This is a genomic window from Streptomyces stelliscabiei (genome assembly GCF_014873495.1).
GTDB lineage: Bacteria > Actinomycetota > Actinomycetes > Streptomycetales > Streptomycetaceae > Streptomyces > Streptomyces bottropensis.
Map to the genome: position 1 here is coordinate 363445 of NZ_JADBGF010000001.1, position 19548 is coordinate 382992.

15 protein-coding genes and 1 pseudogene are annotated in these 19548 nt (G+C 69.7%); 5 read left to right on the plus strand and 11 right to left on the minus strand.

The window, feature by feature from the left end:
• Positions 1-73: 73 nt before the first annotated feature.
• The 5 genes from H4687_RS01635 to H4687_RS01655 all read right to left on the minus strand — a co-directional run bounded on the left by H4687_RS01635 (position 74) and on the right by H4687_RS01655 (position 5320).
• Positions 74-1126, minus strand: a complete 1053-nt coding sequence (locus tag H4687_RS01635) for an NAD-dependent epimerase/dehydratase family protein (protein WP_037723424.1) — start codon at positions 1124-1126, stop codon at positions 74-76.
• Between the two features lie 71 nt (positions 1127-1197).
• Positions 1198-1818: a hypothetical protein gene (locus tag H4687_RS01640; protein WP_046773275.1), complete on the minus strand. Its 621-nt coding sequence runs from the start codon at positions 1816-1818 to the stop codon at positions 1198-1200.
• A gap of 93 nt (positions 1819-1911) precedes the next feature.
• Positions 1912-2313 carry a hypothetical protein gene (locus tag H4687_RS01645; protein WP_037723428.1) on the minus strand — a complete coding sequence of 134 codons (402 nt, stop codon included), beginning with the start codon at positions 2311-2313 and terminating at the stop codon, positions 1912-1914.
• Positions 2310-3446 carry a molybdopterin-dependent oxidoreductase gene (locus H4687_RS01650; protein ID WP_037723430.1) on the minus strand — a complete coding sequence of 379 codons (1137 nt, stop codon included), beginning with the start codon at positions 3444-3446 and terminating at the stop codon, positions 2310-2312. Before H4687_RS01650 ends, H4687_RS01645 begins: the two co-directional genes overlap by 4 nt.
• Before the next feature lie 374 nt (positions 3447-3820).
• Positions 3821-5320: a DUF1996 domain-containing protein gene (locus tag H4687_RS01655; RefSeq protein ID WP_050399665.1), complete on the minus strand. Its 1500-nt coding sequence runs from the start codon at positions 5318-5320 to the stop codon at positions 3821-3823.
• 760 nt (positions 5321-6080) lie between these two features.
• Between H4687_RS01655 and H4687_RS01660 the strand changes: the two genes are divergently transcribed.
• Entirely contained in the window at positions 6081-7502 is a 1422-nt protein-coding gene (locus H4687_RS01660; RefSeq protein ID WP_233443743.1) for a hypothetical protein, read from the plus strand.
• Between the two features lie 116 nt (positions 7503-7618).
• Here the strand turns inward: H4687_RS01660 and H4687_RS01665 are convergent, their stop codons facing one another.
• The 4 genes and pseudogenes from H4687_RS01665 to H4687_RS46060 all read right to left on the minus strand — a co-directional run.
• Entirely contained in the window at positions 7619-9247 is a 1629-nt protein-coding gene (locus H4687_RS01665; protein ID WP_037723432.1) for a serine/threonine protein kinase, read from the minus strand.
• Positions 9248-9728: 481 nt separating this feature from the next.
• Positions 9729-10592 carry a cytochrome c biogenesis CcdA family protein gene (locus H4687_RS01670; RefSeq protein ID WP_037723434.1) on the minus strand — a complete coding sequence of 288 codons (864 nt, stop codon included), beginning with the start codon at positions 10590-10592 and terminating at the stop codon, positions 9729-9731.
• Between the two features lie 7 nt (positions 10593-10599).
• A complete protein-coding gene (locus tag H4687_RS01675; protein ID WP_037723436.1) occupies positions 10600-11190 on the minus strand; it encodes a redoxin domain-containing protein in 591 nt (196 codons plus the stop codon).
• 230 nt (positions 11191-11420) lie between these two features.
• A pseudogene (locus H4687_RS46060) lies at positions 11421-12011 on the minus strand (galactose oxidase); the annotation flags it as partial.
• Positions 12012-12565: 554 nt separating this feature from the next.
• Between H4687_RS46060 and H4687_RS01690 the strand changes: the two are divergent.
• Positions 12566-13540 carry a DNA-directed RNA polymerase subunit alpha gene (locus H4687_RS01690; protein WP_037723441.1) on the plus strand — a complete coding sequence of 325 codons (975 nt, stop codon included), beginning with the start codon at positions 12566-12568 and terminating at the stop codon, positions 13538-13540.
• Between the two features lie 357 nt (positions 13541-13897).
• Here the strand turns inward: H4687_RS01690 and H4687_RS47315 are convergent, their stop codons facing one another.
• Positions 13898-14020 (minus strand): hypothetical protein, encoded by a 123-nt coding sequence (locus H4687_RS47315; protein ID WP_259408158.1) that lies wholly within the window; start codon positions 14018-14020, stop codon positions 13898-13900.
• Positions 14021-14181: 161 nt separating this feature from the next.
• Between H4687_RS47315 and H4687_RS01695 the strand changes: the two genes are divergently transcribed.
• The 3 genes from H4687_RS01695 to H4687_RS01705 all read left to right on the plus strand — a co-directional run bounded on the left by H4687_RS01695 (position 14182) and on the right by H4687_RS01705 (position 18479).
• Entirely contained in the window at positions 14182-15504 is a 1323-nt protein-coding gene (locus H4687_RS01695; protein ID WP_037723443.1) for a hypothetical protein, read from the plus strand.
• An 88-nt stretch (positions 15505-15592) separates the two neighbouring features.
• Positions 15593-17173, plus strand: a complete 1581-nt coding sequence (locus tag H4687_RS01700) for an AMP-binding protein (protein WP_037723445.1) — start codon at positions 15593-15595, stop codon at positions 17171-17173.
• Between the two features lie 91 nt (positions 17174-17264).
• The gene (locus tag H4687_RS01705; RefSeq protein ID WP_037723447.1) at positions 17265-18479 is read left to right on the plus strand and encodes an alpha/beta fold hydrolase; all 1215 of its coding nucleotides are present in this window, start codon (positions 17265-17267) and stop codon (positions 18477-18479) included.
• A gap of 482 nt (positions 18480-18961) precedes the next feature.
• On the opposite strand, the gene H4687_RS01710 is transcribed toward H4687_RS01705, so the two are convergent.
• A complete protein-coding gene (locus H4687_RS01710) occupies positions 18962-19426 on the minus strand; it encodes a hypothetical protein (protein ID WP_037723449.1) in 465 nt (154 codons plus the stop codon).
• Between the last annotated feature and the right edge of the window lie 122 nt (positions 19427-19548).

A 19548-nucleotide genomic window follows, 5' to 3' on the forward strand; every position in this document is an offset into this window, starting at 1 on the left:
GACCACCACGAACCGGATGTCTCCCAACTACGCCGAAGCCTTGCCCCTTGGGCGACTCGGCGCCCGGCCGGGCTCATCCGGCTCGTAGGGGTGCCGCCGCGAACTCCGCCATTCCTTCCGCGAAGGTGACTTGCGGCTTCCACCCCAGTTCCTCGCGGAGACGCCGTGAGGAGGCCGTGATGTGGCGGACGTCGCCGAGCCGGAACTCCCCGGTGACGACCGGTACCCGATCGCCGTACGCCGCGGCCAGCGCGGTGGCCATCTCCCCCACGGTGTGCGGCTCCCCACTGCCGACGTTGTACGCCCGCACCCCGCCCTCCGAGAGGCCCCGCACGCCGTCGAGCGCGGCGAGGTTGGCCCCGGCCACGTCCCGGACGTGCACGAAGTCCCGCCGCTGCCCGCCGTCCTCGAACACGCGCGGGACCTCCCCGCGCGCCAGCGCGGACCGGAACAGGGACGCGACCCCGGCGTACGGCGTGTCGCGCGGCATGCCCGGGCCGTAGACGTTGTGGTAGCGCAGGGCGGACACCCTGCCGCCCGTCGCCCTCGCCCACGCGGCGGCCAGGTATTCCTGGGCGAGCTTCGTGGCGGCGTACACATTGCGCGGGTCCGCAGGCGCGTCCTCGTCCACCAGCCCGCCGGTGAGCGGCTCACCGCAGTGCGGACACGGTGGTTCGAAGCGCCCCGCCTCCAGGTCCGCCACCAGGCGCGGCCCCGGCCGGACCACGCCGTGCCGGGAGCATGTGTAGCGTCCCTCGCCGTACACCACCATCGAACCCGCCAGCACCAGGTGCCTCACTCCGGCCTCCGCCATGCCCGCCAGCAGCACCGCGGTACCGAGATCGTTGCAGCCGACGTAGTCGGGCGCGTCGGCGAAGTCCTTGCCGAGGCCCACCATCGCGGCCTGATGGCAGACGGCGTCCACGCCCCGCAAGGCGTCGGTGACGGCCGCCCTGTCACGGACGTCCGCGTGCCGCCAGTCCACCCCGGGAGGGATCTGCGGCGCGGTGCGGTGGGCGGCGGGCAGCAGTGCGTCGAGGACGCGCACCGCGTGCCCGGCGCCGACGAGGGCGGTGACGACGTGCGAGCCGATGAAGCCCGCACCTCCGGTGACCAGGATCAACATGCTCCGACCGTAGGGCCGTCCATGCGCCCGCGGGCCGATCGGCTCGGGAACGTCAGCGGTTCGTAAGCCTTTCAGCGGTTCGCAGGCACTTCGGTCCGTGCCGTGTCCTTCGCCGGCCGGTATGTCGCCACCGTCAACAGGGCGAAGGCGACGGCGAAGCCGAGCATGGTGAACACGCCTCGCGGCCAGAAGATGTGGCTGTCGACGAAGAACCAGCAGGCGGCGAGGAGCACCACGGCCCCCGGCAGGACCCGCGCCCCGTGCCGGCGCCACAGCACCGCGCACGTGGCGAGGCAGGCCACCGCCAGCGCGTACACCCCCGTCCGGCCCAGCTCGCCGCCGACCGCGAACAGCCGCCCGGCCGCACCGCGGATGCCGTTATCCACCACGGTGCCGGCGGAGATCCCCGCCACCGCGTCGAGCCCGGAGTAGTACGCCGCATAGACCAGGCACCCGGACCAGGCGAGCACCGTCAGGGCACCCTCGGCATCCCGGCCGGGCCTGCCCCACAACGGGACGATCAGGCCGAGCGCCAGAAGGGGGAACACCGGCAGCAGGGCGATGTGCAGCCCCGCCCAGTGACCTGCCGTCGCCGCCGTCAGATGCCGCGGATGCAGCAGACCCGCGACGGCCAGTATGAGTGGTGCGGCCGTCACCAGAGCCGTCGTACGAAGAACACGGAGGGATCGCATCCGGTCACCGTAGGAGGCCCTCGGCTCAGCGGCACCGGCCGGCGGGAAGGCGTAAGACACCCGTAAGACGGCGCGGCGCGGTCGCCGCCTTCCTCATGTCGGCGGCCGCCGACGGCGGGCGAGTCCCCGCGAAGCCAGGATGAGCGCCGTCACAGCGGCCACGACGACCAGTGCGATCAGCCAGTTGCGCGGGTAGTCCAACGGCAGTACGGAGGAGTTGGCCGTTCGTCCCGGGCGGAGCAGCGCGGGCAACGCCACCACCGTCAAGGCGCCCGCGACGACCAGCGCCCCGCGCACGGGACCACGCGCACGACCGTGCACCGCCACCAGTCCGGCCAGCAGCACCAGCGGCGCGATCACCACGTCGTGGAGGACAACCGCCCCTCCCAGCCAGACCAGAACGCCGGTCAGGTCACGGACTTCCAGCAACAGCGACACGCCGAAGCCCATGAGTGCCGCACCGGCCACGCCCGCGAGGACCCGTGTCACCCTCATGACAGCACCTCCAGCCGACCGACCCACTTGGTCTGCAGCACACCGGGCCGGTTCGGGGCGATGAGCCGCACCGGGTAGCCGTGGTCGGGGTCGAGTTCCCCTCCGTTCAGGCGCAGGGCGAGCAGAGTCAGCGGATCCCGGGCGTGCTCATGCCCCATCTCCGACACTCGGTAGCCACCACGCAGCTGCAAGGACACCACCCGCACCCGTGCATCCGGCCGCGCGCCCGCCCGCTCCAACAGATCCACGACCCGCACACCCGACCAGTGCGCCGACTTGCTCCAGCCCTCCACGCACGCGATCGGCAGCTCCACCTCGTGCTGCGGCAGTGCGCGCAGCTCGTCCAACGTCAGGGTGTACCGCCGCGGGCCGTCCACGACCAGGCGGTACTTCTCGTCGACGATCCGGCCCACCCCGGCCGCAGCGGCTGTCCGGTTGACGGGCAGGCCCTGCGGACCCCGATCGGGGTGACGGGGCGCGAACAGGATCAAGCCCTTCAGCGGGGTGAAGGACTGGCCCACCGTGGTGAGGGTGACAGCCCCGACAGCTGCCCCCACCGCGGCCAGCAGCGACCGCCGGTCGGCCGCGTCCTGCGTCGGCAGTGTGAGAGTCCCGGGCGACCGCCGACTCCAGTGCGCCCGGATCTCCGGCGCCCTGACCGCGATGTGCAGCAGCAGCGCCCCCGTCACCAGCCACGCCACCGCGTAGTGCACCGGTACGAACGAGAACGGCCACGGGTACCACTGAGCCGTGTTCAACAGCCCGGTCGCCAGCTCGAAGACGGCGCCGGCCACCAGCAGCGCGATCGACAGACGCTCCAGCGCGTGCCGGAACGACCGCAGCGGCGGCCACGCGAACAACCGAGGGTAGACCGTCCACAGCTTGGCCAGCAGCAGGGGGATCGCCGCGATGCCGGAGGCGACGTGCAGGCCCTGGGTGAACCGGTAACCCCACGCCGGGCGACTGGGGATGCTGGGGGCCAGCCAGCCCGGCGGGTGTTGCATGAAGTGGCTGACCAGACCCGTGACGAAGCAGACGACGAACGCCGGCCCCAGCAGCCGGCCGATGGAGGTCGCCGTGCGGGCGTCATGCAGGCCGCCCTTGAACACCGGCGAAGAGACACGCAGTTTCATGTCTCCATCCCACCCGGCGCCAGGCCGCCGGGGAACGTGCGCGCTCCTTACGAAGTCGGAACGTCCCCGGCGCCGTGGGAGAGGTCAAGCGAGCAGCGGCTGACCAGGTGTGCCGCGGGCACGGACAGCGCCGGCTCCGGAGCGGTGCCGGTGCCTGCGGAAGCGGCACGGTGGTCAACACGCCCTGCGCCGCGCATCCCTTCCTCCTGCGGTCGGCGGCCACGCCGGTCTCGTAAGGTACGCACGGGTCCGGTCGACGCAGCCGACGCCGGAGTCGAGTGGCATGGAGCACCGGGAACGAGCGCGGGTCCTGACCGCGGCATGCGTCAGCCGCGGACAGGCCCGTGCGGTGGCTAACCCCCTCGGGGTCACTGTCACTTCTGGCCGGTGTTGATGCACTCGACCATCCGGTTCATCAACTTCTCGTCGAAGACGTTGACGAAGTCGCCGTGATCGGTGACCGGCTTGTGCAACTGCTCCGGGAACCCGTCCACGGAGAAGAAGGGGCGCGACCGGCCGCCGTCGTTCAGGCTCGGCGCGTCCACGTCGTACACCAGGCGCTGGACCAGCTGCGGAATGGCCCGGAAGCCGTTCGGACAGGCACCGGTACGCGGGTCGGCGAACGCGACGTGGTCGCGGTGGTTGGCACTGTCGACGTTCTGGCCGTCCCAGCAGCTCTGGAACTTGGACGTACGGACCACGCTGCTGCCCTGGGGGCAGATCGGGTACTTGTCCGTCAGCTGCCGGTCCTCGAAGCCGGTGCAGCTCCACGCCGCGTTGGCGTTGGCGGTTCCGTTGGTGAACGCCTTCGCGTCTCCGGTGATGATGCGCAGGAACTTCGGCATCGCCACGACCTTTCCGCTCGGGTTCCCCACGTAGTCGAGGGTCACCTGCGACGCGGTGAGGATCCTGCCCACGTTGCCCTCGGCTCCACCGCCCTGCTGGCCGGCGTCGAACTCCTGAGTGCCGTCCTGCAGGCGGAGGACCGGCCAGTAGTACGAGGACTTGTCCCCCTGGTTCCGGCAGGTGGTGTCGCCCGCCGCGAAGTCCTCGTTGTCGGCGAAGGCGTCGTTCGCCTGGTTGCCGACGTAGTCGTGCGTGTGGTGCGCCCCGTTGTCCACGCCGGGAGCGACGATGATGTTGTCGGTGTTGTACAGCTTGTTCCCGTTCACACCGCAGTCGGTGGTGAATTTGCCGAGTGAGGCGTTCTGTTGCCGCTGAGGGCTGGGGACGTTGGGCTGGACGGTGGTGATGTCCACGAAGTCCGCGGCGACCGGACCGTTACCGGCCTGTCCGCCGTTACCGGCGGGCTTCCCCTGCCCGTTCCCCTGGTTCTGTTCCTGGCCCTTCTGCCCATCGCCGCCTTGGCCGTTGCCCCCCTGGTTGCCGGAGGCGCGGAGCGTGCAGGCGGCGAGGGACTGGAGCCCCTGCGGCCGGTCGGCCACACGGCCGATGGCGATCTCTATGCGGTCGATGGCCGCGGTGCGCTTGCTCTTCAGCGGCCCCATGACCGCGTTGTCGGCGAAGGCGCTGTCCTGCTGTATGGCACGGACCGAGCTCTGCAACCGCTGGTATGCCTCCGCGACCTGCTGGTCCAGCAGCGCGAGTTCCTTGTCGACCTCGGCCCGGGCCTGGTCGGGCACCTGCCGCAGTCGGGAGCCGACGTCGGGGCAGTCGATGGTGGCGGCCCCCGCCGCCATGGCCTGATCGATCCGGTCCTGAGGGGAACTCCTGGTCGTATTGCCGGCTCCGCTCTCACCAGCCGAGGCATACACGTTGGCCACCACCAACCCCCCTGCTCCCATCACCACCGCGGCCAGTGCGGCTACGGTCCGGCGGGTCGTCTTCGATCGCTTGCGCGTGTTGCGTCGCATGAGACTCCTTCGAGAACTCTGGTCAGGTGGGTTCAGATGTCGCTGTGGTGCCGCTTGGGGCCGCTATGCGGTGAGCATGAGGCGTCGGATGCGGCCGGAGCCGCAGCCGTTGAGCGAGCCGCAGTGACGCGTATCGGAACCGCCCGGGGCCGCCCTGCTCCGTGACGGCCCGACGCGACCCGCCACCGTCGCTCGTACAGGAGGCGGCCGGTGCCTGTCCGTACGGCAGAAGGCCACCTCCAGGGTCCGGAGCCCAAGCCAGCCACGCGGACCCGGACTTGAGAGCTCGTGCGGTGTGCTGGCGTGATCACCGTCGGCTCCTCACATTCCTCTCGGCGTCGCTCTGCTGCGACGTCGTGACCAGAGTTACGTGTGGGACTGACGCGATGAGCAAGATCAGATACCTCGTCAGGGTCTCGTAAGGATTCGAGGAACTCGGGCCCGCCGTTTCCTGGCAGCAGAAACGCACGCCGGAGACACGCCTACCGCAGGACCCCCGCTCGGTCTCCATACGATCTGCGCCCCGCTCACCGAGCGGCGCGCCAGCCACTGGACCCTCGCCGTCGGCGCAAACAGGCACGGCATGAACGTCCAGCTCATGCCACTGCACGAGAAGGCGCACGCCCGGCCCCGCGAACGGTCAGGTACCACAGGGCTACGCGGGTGGGCGGCACAACACCGCGTCCGTGAACCATGACGAAATGCTGACGTCCGCGTCCGACCCAGGCCCGCCCGCCGCCGTCCGGCCTAACGTTCCCCCGTGAACCATGATCTCCACAGTGACCTGCGTTGCGATACCAGCCCCGGCCTTCGCCGCGATCTGTACGCCGTCGCCGGCGCCGCACTACTCGTCCTGACGGCCGCGCTCGTCGGTGTCACCATCAAGCGGTCGAAGGACATCCTCCACGTCGGCTGGCCGCCCTTGTACGCCAACTGGCTTCCCCACGTCGGCCCCGGCACCCCGGCAGCGCTCACCGTCGCAGTGGTCGTCGTGGCGTACGGCCCCACCGTCGCCGCACGCCTGCCCTGGCGCAGCCTGCTGCTCGCCTCCTGGGCCACCGCCACGGCGTGGACGTTCTCCCTCGCTCTCATCGACGGCTGGCACCGGGGCGTCGCCCGGCGGCTGACCACCCGGTACGAGTACCTCCAGGTCATCGACCGCTTCCACGACATCCCCGCGACCCTGCGGGACTTCACGAACCACATCCTGCTCGACTCTCCCGACCACTGGCCCCCGCACGTCGCCGGACATCCCCCGGGCGCCACCCTCACCTTCGTCCTCCTGGACCGGATCGGGCTGGGCGGAGGCGCCTGGGCCGGGGTATGGGCCATCACCGTCGGGGCCACCACGGCGGTCGCCATCCTCGTCACCGCGAGGAGCCTGGCCGATGAGTCCCTGGCCCGCCGGGCGGCGCCCTTCCTGGCACTCGCGCCCGCCGCCGTGTGGATGGGGACGTCGGCCGATGGCTACTTCGCGGCCGTCGCCGCGTGGTTCGTAGCCCTCGTCGCACTCGCGGCCACGGCAAGGACGGCACGCCGCTCGTGCACCGCCGCGTTCGGCGCGGGCCTGCTGTTCGGCCTGATCTGCTACCTCTCGTACGGGCTCACGCTGTTCGCGGTGATCGGGGCGGGGGTGCTGGTCCTCGGGCGAAGGAGGCTCAGGGCACTGCCCTTCCTGTTCGCGGGAACCGCCGTCGTACCGCTGGCCTTCACACTCGTGGGCTTCGACTGGTGGGAGGCGTACCACCTGCTCGTCGAACGCTACTACCAGGGAGCGGGCGGGTTCAGGCCCTACGGCTACTGGGTGTGGGCGAACCTCGCCTGCACCGTGCTGGTGGTGGGCCCGGCCACGGTGGCGGGGCTGCGGCGGATCGCCGCCGTACTCGTCCGGGAGCGCGAGCGGCTCTGGCCGGTCCGGGCACACGCACGATCCTTGCCCGTCGACACGACGCTCCGCCACACTCCCGAAGTCCGCCTGGCCCTGCTGGTACTCCTCGCTCTTGCCGCACTCCTCGTCGCCGACCTGTCGGGTATGAGCAAGGCGGAGACCGAACGGATCTGGCTGCCCTTCGCCGTGTGGCTACTCGCGGCGGGCGCCCTGCTGCCCCGGCCCCGCGCCTGGCTGGCCGCCCAGGCCGCACTCGCGCTGCTCCTCAACCACCTGCTGCTCACCGGCTGGTGAAGGTCCGGACCGGCACGCAGGCCACGGTCCACCGGGCGGACGCCGCTTCGAGAAGCGCGCACGCACCGGTTTGCCAGTCCCGTGGGCCGGGCAGGCAGCCGGCCGGACCGTCGGCCTCAGACGGCCGGGTCCGGACGAAACGTCACGAGGAACGTCTCCAGGGCTTGGCGATTGGCGGCCTTGTCCCAGTTGGCGGACGGCGTCGTCCAGCGCAGTGAGAAACTGCGGTGTCCGCCGAGGAGGAAACCCCGCCCGAAGGTGCGGCCCCGTCGGCCGTCGGTGTCCGAGAACCACTCCATGTCGGCGGCCTCGTACCCCTGGTACGTCGTTGCCTCGATCGCGCCGATCCGCCGGAAGCCCGCCTGCCGGCGCAGCGCGGGCTCAACGTCGTCGCGCCAGACCGCGACCGGGTCCGAACCGGCCCGCGTGCTGTACGTCACCGCGAGTGTGCGCGGGTCGCCGTCCGACCCGAACGTGACCCGGTACGCCGCATCGCCCTGCTTCCGGGTGGTCAGCCGCTTCCAGCCGTCGGGCAGGGCCACGGAGAACCCCTCGGGCGCACGGTACACCTGGTACCCCGCCGGGAGCGCGTCGACGGACACGGCGGGAGGGGACGGAGCGGCGGTGGCCGTCGGAGCCGGGGAGGAAGGGGTGCCCGAGGACGCGTCGGACGGGCGGGGGGTCGCGTCGACCGGCTCGCCGGCGTCCTCGGCCGCGGGTGCCGTGGACACCGGCGGCCGGGTCTGCGCGCCCCCGCCCGCAGTCTCCTCGGTGTGGGGCGGCTGTTGGGTCACAGCCAGGGCTGCGACCGCCACCGTGACCACGGCCAGCGCCGTCCCTGCGACCATGGCACGTCCGCTCCGCCGTGGCCCGAGGCGCCGGGCCGCGGCACAGGCTCGCCGCAGCCGGGAAGCCGCCACGACGGCTTGCGGATCCTGCTCCAGCACGCGGTTCAGGCTCTGGCGCACCGTGGTCCGCGTCGGCCGCTCCCAGGAGTCCTTGCGCAGCAGACCCTGGACGGTGGCTGCGAGCGGGCCCGCCCGCAGCATGCTCCCGAGCGGCGGCCGGGCCGCGCCACGCGGGGTGCTCGCCGGCCAGTCCGGGTCCGGGTACGGCGGCCTTCCCTCGAGCATCGTGTACAGGATGGCGCCCAGCGCCCACAGGTCGGCCGCCGGACCGATGCGCTCGTCCCGGGCCTGCTCGGGAGAGGCGTACGACGGTGCCGCCAGCCTGGGCACGAGGGTCGCCCCCGCCAGTCCGAAGCCGGTGACGACCAAGTGGCCTTGCACCCGGAGGAACACCTGCCCCGGGCTGAGTTCGCCGTGCGTGATGCCCTCGCCGTGCGCGGCCTCCAGCACGTCGAGCAACTGCAGTGCGACTGCGGCCGCCATGGTCGGGTCGAACGGACCCTCCTGATCGACGAGCTGACCGAGCGGCAGCCCGTCGACCCACTCGGTGACGGTCCACAAGGAACCGGCCCCCGTCAGCGCGTCGAGGACCGTGGCCACCCGGCCAGGGCTGACCCGCGCCATCGTCTCCGACATACGCATCACCCGGTCCGCGGCCTGCACCGCCTCCTCCTCGCCCAGGTGGGCGGGGAGACCGATCCGGGTGACCAGGCACGGACGCCCCTCTTGTACGTCCTCACCATGCCAGCTGACCCGGTTGGTCTCACGGTGCACGATGTCGATGAGCCGGTACCTTCCGGCAATCAACTCGTGCGGGGACACATGCGCCTTGACCATGGTCGTCCTTCGCTGAGACACCGGTTTCCTTCCTTTCCCGGAAGTACGGGGGACGCGTCGGGATCCGTTCAACTGGCCGCGACTCCGGCGTGATTCCTGTCTTTCATTCAAAGGCGTTCGACCATATGTACAAGGGAAAGGACGTCCCCACAGCTGTCCGGCCGTTCAACCAGCGGTGAACACGGCGGGTCGCGCGGTCCTGCGAAGGTGAAAGCGCGGTCTCGGAGTGAGCTTCGCCCGAAACGCGGAAGATATGGACTGAGGTCAGATGGGTTTTTGATGAGAGTTCATGCTCCAGTCGCACATGGTTACGCGCCTGGGGCCTGGCGCTGTCTGCCGCTGGTGATGAAACGCAGGTGGGCTCGGTGCCCTTGCTGGGCAAGGTCGGGATGCGTGCCTCCGGCGGTCATGCAAGATCGCGATGCCGGGTGCCGCACGTGTAAGGCCATCTCTCGAGGCGCGTGTGTCGAAAGCCCCTTGATCACGCTCGGGAGCCGGTGCGTTGACGTGTGCGCCTGTAGCGCCGGATCAGCAGTGCCGCGAGGAGCAGAGTCCCGAAGAGCACAGCGATCACGGCCGGACCAGCAGCGTCCAGGGTGCCGGCAACGGCTCGCTGGGCAGTGGCCGCCGTGTCGATGACGAGGTCGTTGGTGGTGGGGTCGCGCAGGGCGCGGATCTCGTACCAGCCGTAGTAGGCGACGTAGGCGCCGACCAGGAGGATCAGGCCGCCCCCGAGTCGGGGGGCGATCGCGCCGAGGCGGCGCAGGCGGGTGACGGCGGTGGTGCGGGTGAGGGCGACGGTCAGGGAGGCTACGCCGACGATCAGGCCCATCCCTGCGGCGTAGGCAGCGAAGAGGAGGATGCCTTCCACGGTGGAGCCGCTGCGGAAGGCGGAGACGACGATGGCGAGGAACGGGGCGATGGTGCAGCCGAGGGAGGCGGTGGCATACGCCGTACCGAACAGTGCCATCGAGGGCACGGAGCGCGTGATGGTGGGGGCACGGCGGAGTTTCGGGGCGAAGGTGGACAGTTGGCGGCCTGCGAGGAGCCATGCTCCGGCCGTGACGATGAGCAGGCCGAGGACGATGGTGAACCAGGGCAGGTGCTGCTGGATCTGGCCGGCGACGGGCTGGATGACGAGTCCGAAGACGCCGAAGAAGGTGGCGAAGCCGGCGGTCATCGCGGCGGTGGCGGCGAGCGCCCGGCCGACGGCGACGGTACGGCTGGGGCTGTCGTCGCCGAGGACGAGCAGGGAGAGGTAGGCGGGGAGCAGGGCGAAGCCGCACGGGTTGACGGCGGCGAGCATCCCGGCGCCGAGGGCGAGGGCGAAAGGGAGGTCGGCCATGGCGGGGTCAGCCGGTGAGGGCGGCGACCTTCTCCGCCAGGCCCTTGCCGCCGGGGAGCACGCCCTCGTAGACGGTCATTCCGGTCTGGTCGAGGATCACGTAGTAGCTCTGCTGGGTGATCTTGAACCGCTTCCACACCTCGCCTTTCTCGTCGGACAGGTGGGGGAAGGAGCCGGTGCCGGTGTCGGAGACGAAGGCGCGCATGGCGGTGTTCGTGTCCAGGCCGGCCACGCCGACGACGTTTGCCTTGCCGTGCTGGTTGGCGGCGACCTTGGCCGTCTCGGCGGCCTGCCCCTTGCAGGTGGGGCACCAGGGCGCCCAGAACCACAGCACCGTGGGCTTGCCCGCGAGCGTCTTCGCGTCGAACGGCTTGCCGTCCACCGTGGTCGCGGCGAAGTTCAGCGCTGCGGGGGCCTTCACGTCCAGCGACCCGCTGCCGCCGCCGTAGGAGTCGGTGGGTGACTGGGCGGGGGAAGAAGGCTTCGAGGGGGAGGTCCCCTCGTCGTCGGCGGGCGCGGAGCCACCGCCCGAGCCGCATGCGGTCAGGGTGAGAAGAGCGGCGGTGAGGGCGGCCGGGAGGAGGGTGCGGGCGCGCAAGGAGGACTCCTGAAGGGTCGGGACCGGTGGCGAGCGTAGTTCGTCGCGGCTCGAGCGGGCAGGGGGCCGGGGCCTTACGGATTGGTGACATCAGCCAGCGGCGTCATTGAGTCGTTCGAGGTCGAGGACGCTGATGCGTCCGCGGGCCAGGCGGAGCGGGCCGTCGGCATAGTCGCGCATGACCCCGTGCCCCGCCCGGCCGGCGGGCCCTCACGGTAGCCGCCGACGACGAAGATCTTCTTCGCGGGCTTGACGGAGACGGGGTCCTTGGAGACGAACGTCTTGTGGTTCTGCTTGCCGGTGAACTGCGTCCCGGCGGGCAGCGTGACCGTTCTATCGGGGTCCTCGTTGTGGACGATCATCAGCCCGTCGGCCTCGGCGACATCGCCCCTGAGCTTCTCGTGGCGCTTGGTGCCGTCCGCGAACAGCAGCCTGCCGTCGGCCAGGTGGATGTGGCCTTCAGAAGAGGTCGGCCAGGGTCCTCACCTCGTGGAAGGTGTTCTCGACCGGGTCCCAGACCGCCGAGCGGAAGTTCTTGCCGCCGAAGTTGTCGAGGTTGTTGCCGGACTCGGCGACCAGCAGGATCTTGCCGGTGTACAGCAGGGCCGCGTGGATGGTGTTCTGCCGGAACTCCTTGGGGACGTCGCCCACGTCCCAGTGCCCGTTCTCCGCCTTGTACTCGGGTCTGTTGATCTCGTAGTGGTGGTAGTTCGCGCTCCCGACGCGGTACAGCCACGGCCCGTTCAGACCGCCAGCGCCATCACCACCACGGTGCCGACCGGCAGACGACGGATGCGACGGCATCTGGCATTGCCCTCCATGTCGCGGATCCCCCCGGAACAGCTGGATGGTCGGTCGGGCCGCCGCCTCCCCTGTGTGCCGCGGCCCGACCGAGCCTGCACTGCGGCGTCCACCGGGTTCCCGCTCCCACTTGCACAGTGTCGGCGGCCGTCTGACGCCCCATGCTATTTTGCATCATGCAAAGTTGGACACAAGAGGAAGTACGAACGCCGCAAGCAACAGGGGGTCGGCACTGACACCTTTCGCCGCGCCTTGAACGGCTGGAGGGAGAAGCCGCGTGGCCGGTTCGGACGCATCGCGGCGCACCGCGCGGTCTGTGACTGTTCCTGCGGTGCCTTCCAGCGGCGCCGACCGTCTGCTCACCGACAACGGCGGCGGGATGTGCGCCGTCCCCGGCGCGCGCGTCCGGACGACGCCGGAACCCGACTTCGGCTCAGGTCGCGCGTGTGCGCGGGTCGGGTTTCCGCTCAGGGCCTCGATGCCGCTCTGATCCACAAAGAGACCGAAAGGCTTTCGACACTTTGATGTCCATGACGCCCGCCAGTGGGCACCGAATAGCCGGAGGCTTCACCTCATGCTGATTGCCCAACGTCCCTCGTTGACCGAAGAGGTCGTCGACGAGTTCCGTTCCCGGTTCGTGATCGAGCCGCTGGAGCCGGGCTTCGGTTACGCCCTCGGCAACTCCCTCCGCCGTACCCTCCTGTCGTCGATCCCCGGTGCTGCTGTCACCAGCATCCGTATCGACGGCGTGCTGCACGAGTTCACCGCCGTGCCGGGCGTGCGGGAGGACGCCACCGACCTGGTCCTGAACATCAAGCAACTGGTCTTCTCCTCGGAGGACGACGAGCCGGTCGTGATGTACCTGCGCAAGCAGGGCCCGGGTCTGGTCACCGCCGCCGACATCGCTCTGCGGGGCAGCGTCGAGGTGCACAACCCCGACCTGGTCCTGGCCACGCTGAACGACAAGGGCAAGCTGGAGATGGAACTCACGGTCGAGCGTGGCCGCGGTTACGTCTCCGCCGCACAGAACAAACAGGTGGGCCAGGAGATCGGCCGTATCCCGGTCGACTCCATCTACAGCCCTGTACTCAACGTCACGTACAATGTCGAGGCTACCCGTGTCGAGCAACGCACCGACTTCGACAAGCTGATCGTCGATGTCGAGACCAAGCAGGCCATGCGTCCCCGTGACGCCATGGCGTCCGCCGGTAAGACCCTGGTCGAGCTGTTCGGCCTGGTCCGCGAGCTCAACATCGACGCCGAGGGCATCGACATGGGCCCGTCCCCCGCGGACGCCGCCCTCACCACCGACCTGGCGCTGCCGATCGAGGAACTGGAGCTCACCGTCCGCTCCTACAACTGCCTCAAGCGCGAGGGCATCCACTCCGTGGAAGAACTCGTGGCCCGCTCCGAGGCCGACCTGCTCGACATCCGCAACTTCGGTACGAAGTCCATCGACGAGGTCAAGGCGAAACTGGCCGACCTGGGCCTGGCCTTCAAGGACAGCCCCGGAGCCGAACCTCTCACTCCCTTCGGGAGCACTGCCTGAAGTCCCGCCGCCATACGGCAGCGAGCTCAGTGGAGAGCAAGCAGCACCCAAAGTGAGCGCTCTGTCACCTTGGCAGCGCCTGACGGATCAGCAGGTGAGAGTGCGCTGAGACGAGAATGCCGGGTGTGGTTGGAGTGTCGGGTGTTGTCGGACGTCGACCCGTTTCACGGCCGACCGGACGGCCTGGAACACCCACAGTCGACGAGGATTGCCGTTCGCTAGCAGCACCAATGGTGTGTCGTGCTCGACTGACAGCAATCGAAGAGCCTGCTTCGCCGCACACGCCTCACCCCTTGAGAGTTCCCTGTCCGTCCTCGCTCAAGAGGAGGTACGGGCCGTCACAGGCGTTCGGAGAGATCACGGAACTCTTGTATCGCCGCGGCCGGCCCTCCGTCGGACCACGCACCAGCCGGTCGGGATCAGGTCGCGGTTGTCCAGGGTGGTGACCAGGATGTCCCTGCCGTCCTCCGTCTGCTTCACCTGTCCTCAGCCTCTCCTCAGAGTTCCGCCAAGCGGTGGCCCGACGGCAAGCCCGACCATCGGAACACACGCGACGCGGCAGTCCTCTCCGACCGTTTCACGCAGGGTCGGCGCCGCCGGCCCGCCCACACACCGACGACACCCCACAGGCGGACTATCAGATGATCACTCGATGCTACGGCGACCTGGAGATCGGCTACACCACCCGATGGAACGGCTCGGTCCATGCCGGAACCGCTTCCCGGACCGGGGCGTGGCGCACGCTGGGCAGCGTCTTCGGGGGTGGCTTCGTGTGGAATTGGCAGGACGCGTACGGCGCTCTCGTGGTCCAGGACCGCTCAGTCGGCCAGGACCTGCTCAAGCCGCCCGTCGACTTCCAGCATGTGGGTCGTTTCCCCGGCTTCAGCGTGCTCAAGACCGAAGTGTGGCGTCCTGTCCCGCCTGCCGGGTACGTGGCTCTGGGGGACGTGGCGAACTGGTCTATGTCCGGGAAGGGGGTGGAGAAGCCCGACGCCTCCGCCCTGGGCATCGTGTGCGTGAAGAAGGAGCACAACGGGCGCTCCTACGTGCGCCGCGCGGAACTCGGCCGCCTTCCCCTCCTCACGAACGGCAACGGGAAAGGTCTGTGGGCCGTCACGCCCCCGCTGTATCCGTCCGACGACACCGAGGAGCACCTGTTCCTGCACGCCGGTACGTTCAGCTGCGGCCCCGACACCCCGCACGGGCCGACGGCCGTGACCTGGGTGCTGGACTTGCCCGCCGTCGTCGACACAGCCGACTACGCCCCTGAACTGCGGCTGGAGTCCTACAACGCGCACCCGGCCCAGGCGATCGTCACCGACCGGGCCGTGACCGTGCCCTACTTCATGGTCAAGGACGATGCGCGCTCCGAGGCGTGGAAGGTGGCCAACTCCCCCTTCTACAAGATCCAGCGCAAGCGCCAGTACGACCTCATCCGGCACGTCGACTTCCGTAGCGCCGGCGGCGGACAGATCGCCGAGACGGTCGAGGAAGGCGTCTCGAAGGAGAGGGGTGAGGAGTTTGCCCTCACGACCGGGATCACCGTCGGCGTCACGGCGGGCGTGGAGGCATCGGCCAAGCCCTTCGGCGTGGGTGCGAGCGTCTCCGTGGAAACCTCGGTGAGCGCGTCCGTCGAACTGGGCTACACCACGCGCTACGGCGTGTCCACCTTCGAGAACAAGAGCGTGAGCGTGACGTTCGATGTGCCCGCCGGCCATGCCGGCGCGCTGTGGACCGATACCCACCAGCTGGTCCCGATCCGCCGTGACGGCACCCTGGTCACCAACGCGAACCTGCGGCTGAACGCCGGCGATTCCGGTTCCTACGTGGGCCGCACCTTCCCGGAGACCGCACAGTCCCAGGTCTCCGTCGTCCGCAAGGTCTCCGACATGGCACTAAAGGCCGCGGAGGAAATGGGCATCGATCTCAAGACCCTGGCCGACGTCACCGAGATCCCGCAGTAACACCCGCTTGGCGACAGCAGGGGCATACCGACAGGCGGGTGTGCCCCTGCTGTTGTGACCAGCAGGGCAACCGAGAAAAGGAGTTTCGATGATCTACACCAGCAAGTACCCGGCTGTCTCCGTCACCGATCGCCCCCTCCACGAGTGGGTGCTCGGCGATGCGTCGCGGCGCGGAACGCGGCCGGCCTTGGTGGACGTGGCGAGCGGACGGACGCTCAGTTACGGCGAACTGGCCGCGCTGGTCCGGGGGATCGCGGCGGGCCTTGCCGCAGAGGGCATCGGCAAGGGTGACGTGGTCGCGCTGCACTCGCCGAACACGGTTCTGTTCCCCGTGCTCCTCTACGCCACCACCACCGCGGGCGGGACGGTGACCACACTGTCGCCGCTGGCCACACCCGGCGAGATCGCCAAGCAGCTGATCGATGCCGAGGCGCGGCTGATGGTGAGCGTGTCGGCGCTGATCGAGACCGCGCGGGCCGCGGTCGAGCTGGTCCGGCAACAGACCGGCCGGGGCATCGAGGTCCTGGTCTGCGACAGGGCGGACGGTCAGCGTTCGGTGCTGGAGCTGCTGAGCGACGGCGACGTGCCGGCCTTCGACTTCGACCCCGCCGTGGACGTCGCCGTACTGCCGTATTCGAGCGGTACGACGGGCGTGCCGAAGGGCGTGATGCTGACCCACCGCAACCTGTGCACCAATCTGGAGCAGTTGAACGGCCTGCACCGGGTCGCTGAGAACGATCGTGTCATCGCGATCCTGCCCTTCTTCCACATCTTCGGGCTGACCGCGCTGGTCAACAGTGCGCTGCGCCGTGGCGCGACGGTGTACGTGCACGCGCGGTTCGATCTCGACGCGTTCCTGACCAGCCTGGAGCGCGACCGCATCACCCACGCCTACGTCGCCCCGCCGGTGATGCTCGCACTGGCCAAGCACCCCGCGGTCGGGAACCTGGACCTGTCGCACCTGCGGCGCGTCATCTGCGCCGCGGCGCCGCTCGACGCCGGGCTTCAGGCGGCGGTGGCCGATCGGCTGGGCGTGGAGGTCGGGCAGGCGTACGGCATGACCGAGCTGTCCCCCGCCTCGCACATCCACGCCGACGGCAACCTCGACGAGCCCGTCGCGTGTGTGGGGCACCTGCTCCCGTCTACGCAGGCACGGCTGGTCGATCCGTTCACGGGGCTGGATGTGGCGGCGGGTGAGCCGGGCGAGGTGTGGATCCGGGGGCCGCAGGTGATGAAGGGCTACTTCGGGCGCCCGGAGGACACCGATGCGACCGTCGACGCCGACGGCTGGCTGCACACCGGTGACATCGGCCGGGTCGACGAGGACGGGAACTGGTTCATCGTCGACCGGGTCAAGGAGCTCATCAAGTACAAGGGCTACCAGGTGGCGCCGGCCGAGCTCGAAGCCATCCTGGTGCAGCATCCCGGCATCGCCGACGCGGCCGTGATCGGCGTCGACGACGAGGAGGGCAACGAGATACCCAAGGCGTTCGTGGTGCCCATGACGGGGGTGCCGATATCCGCCACCGAGGTGATGGCCCACGTCGAAGGCCAGGTCGCCTCGTACAAGAGGATCCGCCGGGTCGAGTTCATCGAGGCGATACCGAAGGCGGCGTCCGGGAAGATCCTCCGGCGTCGGCTGCGGGAACGGGAGCCGGCGCGCTCCTGAACGGTGTCGGTGCTCGCGGGCCCGGCGCTTGGGGCGCCAAGGGTGGACATCCAACTCCCGAAAGTTTCCACGGACGTTGTAAAGTTTCCGTGTGGACAGCGCGGTTTACCGGTTCGGGCAGTACGCGTTGGACGCGGACCGCCGTTGCCTCAGCCATGAGGGACAGCGGGTCGACGTCGAGCCCCAGGCTCTGGATCTTCTGTGCCACCTGGTCGAGCACCGCGGCCGCGTCGTGCCCGAATCGGAGCTGCGCGAAAGGATGGGACACGGACACGCGGTCAGCGAGGACGCACTCGCCACCTCGCTGCACGCGGCCCGTATCGCCATCGGTGACAGCGACACACGACAGCAGGTGATCCGCGCCGTAAGCCCGCACGGCTATCGGTTCGTCGCGCAGACGACGGTGGCTTCCCCTCTTCCGGTCGCCACGGCCACGGCCCCCGGCATCCCGGCAGGGGCGGAGGCGGACCACGAGGTCATCCGCTTCTGCCGGTCCGCCGACGGCACCCGCATCGCCTACGCCCGCTCCGGCGAGGGCCCGCCCCTGGTGAAGACCGCCAACTGGCTGACCCACCTCGACCTCGACCGGACCAATCCGATGTGGGCCCACTGGTTCGACGGTCTCACCCGCGGCCGGCAGCTCATCCGCTACGACGAGCGCGGTTGCGGCCTCTCCTCATGGGACATGGGCAGCTTCACCCTCGACGACCTGGTCGCCGACCTCGATGCCGTGGTCGACTCCGTCGGCCTCGACCGCTTTCCCCTGCTCGGGGTGTCACAGGGCAGCGCCGTTGCGGTCGCCTACGCCGCTCTTCGCCCCGAGCGGGTCAGCCATCTGATCCTCACCTCCGCCTACGCCCGAGGACAGCAGATCCGTGCGGGCAGCGACGCCGAGCGCGATGCCGCCGAGGTCGACCTCAACATCGCCCGCGCCGGATGGCGTTCGAAGGACAACAGCTTCCTGCGCCACTTCGCCTCCCAGTTCCTCGCCGACGCCACTCCCGCGGAGTGGGACGCGTTCGCGGCCTACCAGCGTCAGACGACTTCGCCCGCCAACGGCCTGCGCTTCCTGGAGGAGTTCACCCGCATCGACGTCTCGGGCATCGCTCACGACGTGACCTGCCCCACGCTGATCATCCACGCCCGCGACGACGCGCGAGTCCCCGTCGCGCAGGCCCTGGAACTGGCCACGCTCATCCCCGACAGCCGGCTGGTCCTGCTCGACAGCCGCAACCACCTGTTCACCGCCGACGACTCGGCCTGGCCCACCTTTCTCACCCACCTCTACAGTTTCCTCTCCGAGTAGCCCGGCGGACGGAACGCCCGCAGCGACGGGAGCGCGCCGCGGTGCGGCGACCGCGTCCGGAGGCGGTCCGCAACGCCGGGGGGTGCCTCGGTCGCACACAGTCCGTGGCCATGCCGCCGGGGCGAGGAGGCGAGGCTCCCGCAAGACACACCGGTGCCGCCGCGGCCAGTCCGGTTCCATCGCGGCAGCTCCGGATGGAGATGAACTACGGGCAGGGGCCCACCGGCGCTACATCGGCCGGTGGGCCCCTGCCGCCCGTCAGAGGGCGTCTATTGCTCGATCTCGATGACGTGAATGGTCACGTGTGAACTGGTTCACGCGCCACCGCGTGGTGTAGGCGACCTGCAGGTCGCCATAGCTTGGGGTGATCACGCGCCCGGGTTCCACCGTGGTGTTCTGATCCGACGTCCGTGAGGCGGACGGCTTCACGGAAGCCGATGGTTTTGCCGGGCAGACGTGCGGGCTGTGCGAACGGTGTGCGGCTAGCCGATGACGATGTCGCAATCGGCCCTGCCCCGGGCGGCGATGTCGGTGAAGTCCGCCTGGACGGCGGGGTCGAACGCCGCCGAGCTGATACTGCGGGTCTTCTTGCCGGGTACGGCCTTCTTGCCAGTCGAGTGCGTCACCTTCGCCGCGTCCCACGTCAGGTCACAGGTCCAGTGGAAGGTGCGGACGAGCAGGTGCGAGTTGCGCCCGCTTCCCGCGATCGACCAGTTGCCGTCCGACTTGACCACGAAGGTGACACTGCCGCTGACGCCCCGGCTGCTGTCGCTCGTGGCGAACGTGATCGACTGGCCGTCCGCCGCCACCGTCTTGGTGGTGTCGTTGGCCTGCGCCGGAAGCGTTCCCAGCAGCAGGGAGCCCAGCCCGGCCCCCGTCGCGATCAGCAGCGCCAGCCCCCGGCGAGTCCGGGCCCGGCCGGACGTCCTGGTGTTGTCGATTCGCATCTTCTGTCCTTCTCTCGTGTGTTTTTCCGTGTCTGCGGTGAGTGCCGGGCGGAAATGCCCCATCACTGCTCCTTGGCCCAGCACCGCTCAAGCATCGCGTTCACCGGGAGCCAAGACTTGGT

What these genes read in the sequence shown, in the direction of transcription:
- H4687_RS01645 (WP_037723428.1), bottom strand. Translation starts at nt 2,313, where the DNA reads ATGAGGGTGACACGGGTCCTCGCGGGCGTGGCCGGTGCGGCACTCATG.
- H4687_RS01635 (WP_037723424.1), bottom strand. Translation starts at nt 1,126, where the DNA reads ATGTTGATCCTGGTCACCGGAGGTGCGGGCTTCATCGGCTCGCACGTC.
- H4687_RS01665 (WP_037723432.1), bottom strand. Translation starts at nt 9,247, where the DNA reads ATGGTCAAGGCGCATGTGTCCCCGCACGAGTTGATTGCCGGAAGGTAC.
- H4687_RS01710 (WP_037723449.1), bottom strand. Translation starts at nt 19,426, where the DNA reads ATGCGAATCGACAACACCAGGACGTCCGGCCGGGCCCGGACTCGCCGG.
- H4687_RS01670 (WP_037723434.1), bottom strand. Translation starts at nt 10,592, where the DNA reads ATGGCCGACCTCCCTTTCGCCCTCGCCCTCGGCGCCGGGATGCTCGCC.
- H4687_RS01640 (WP_046773275.1), bottom strand. Translation starts at nt 1,818, where the DNA reads ATGCGATCCCTCCGTGTTCTTCGTACGACGGCTCTGGTGACGGCCGCA.
- H4687_RS01695 (WP_037723443.1), top strand. Translation starts at nt 14,182, where the DNA reads ATGATCACTCGATGCTACGGCGACCTGGAGATCGGCTACACCACCCGA.
- H4687_RS01700 (WP_037723445.1), top strand. Translation starts at nt 15,593, where the DNA reads ATGATCTACACCAGCAAGTACCCGGCTGTCTCCGTCACCGATCGCCCC.
- H4687_RS01650 (WP_037723430.1), bottom strand. Translation starts at nt 3,446, where the DNA reads ATGAAACTGCGTGTCTCTTCGCCGGTGTTCAAGGGCGGCCTGCATGAC.
- H4687_RS01655 (WP_050399665.1), bottom strand. Translation starts at nt 5,320, where the DNA reads ATGCGACGCAACACGCGCAAGCGATCGAAGACGACCCGCCGGACCGTA.
- H4687_RS01690 (WP_037723441.1), top strand. Translation starts at nt 12,566, where the DNA reads ATGCTGATTGCCCAACGTCCCTCGTTGACCGAAGAGGTCGTCGACGAG.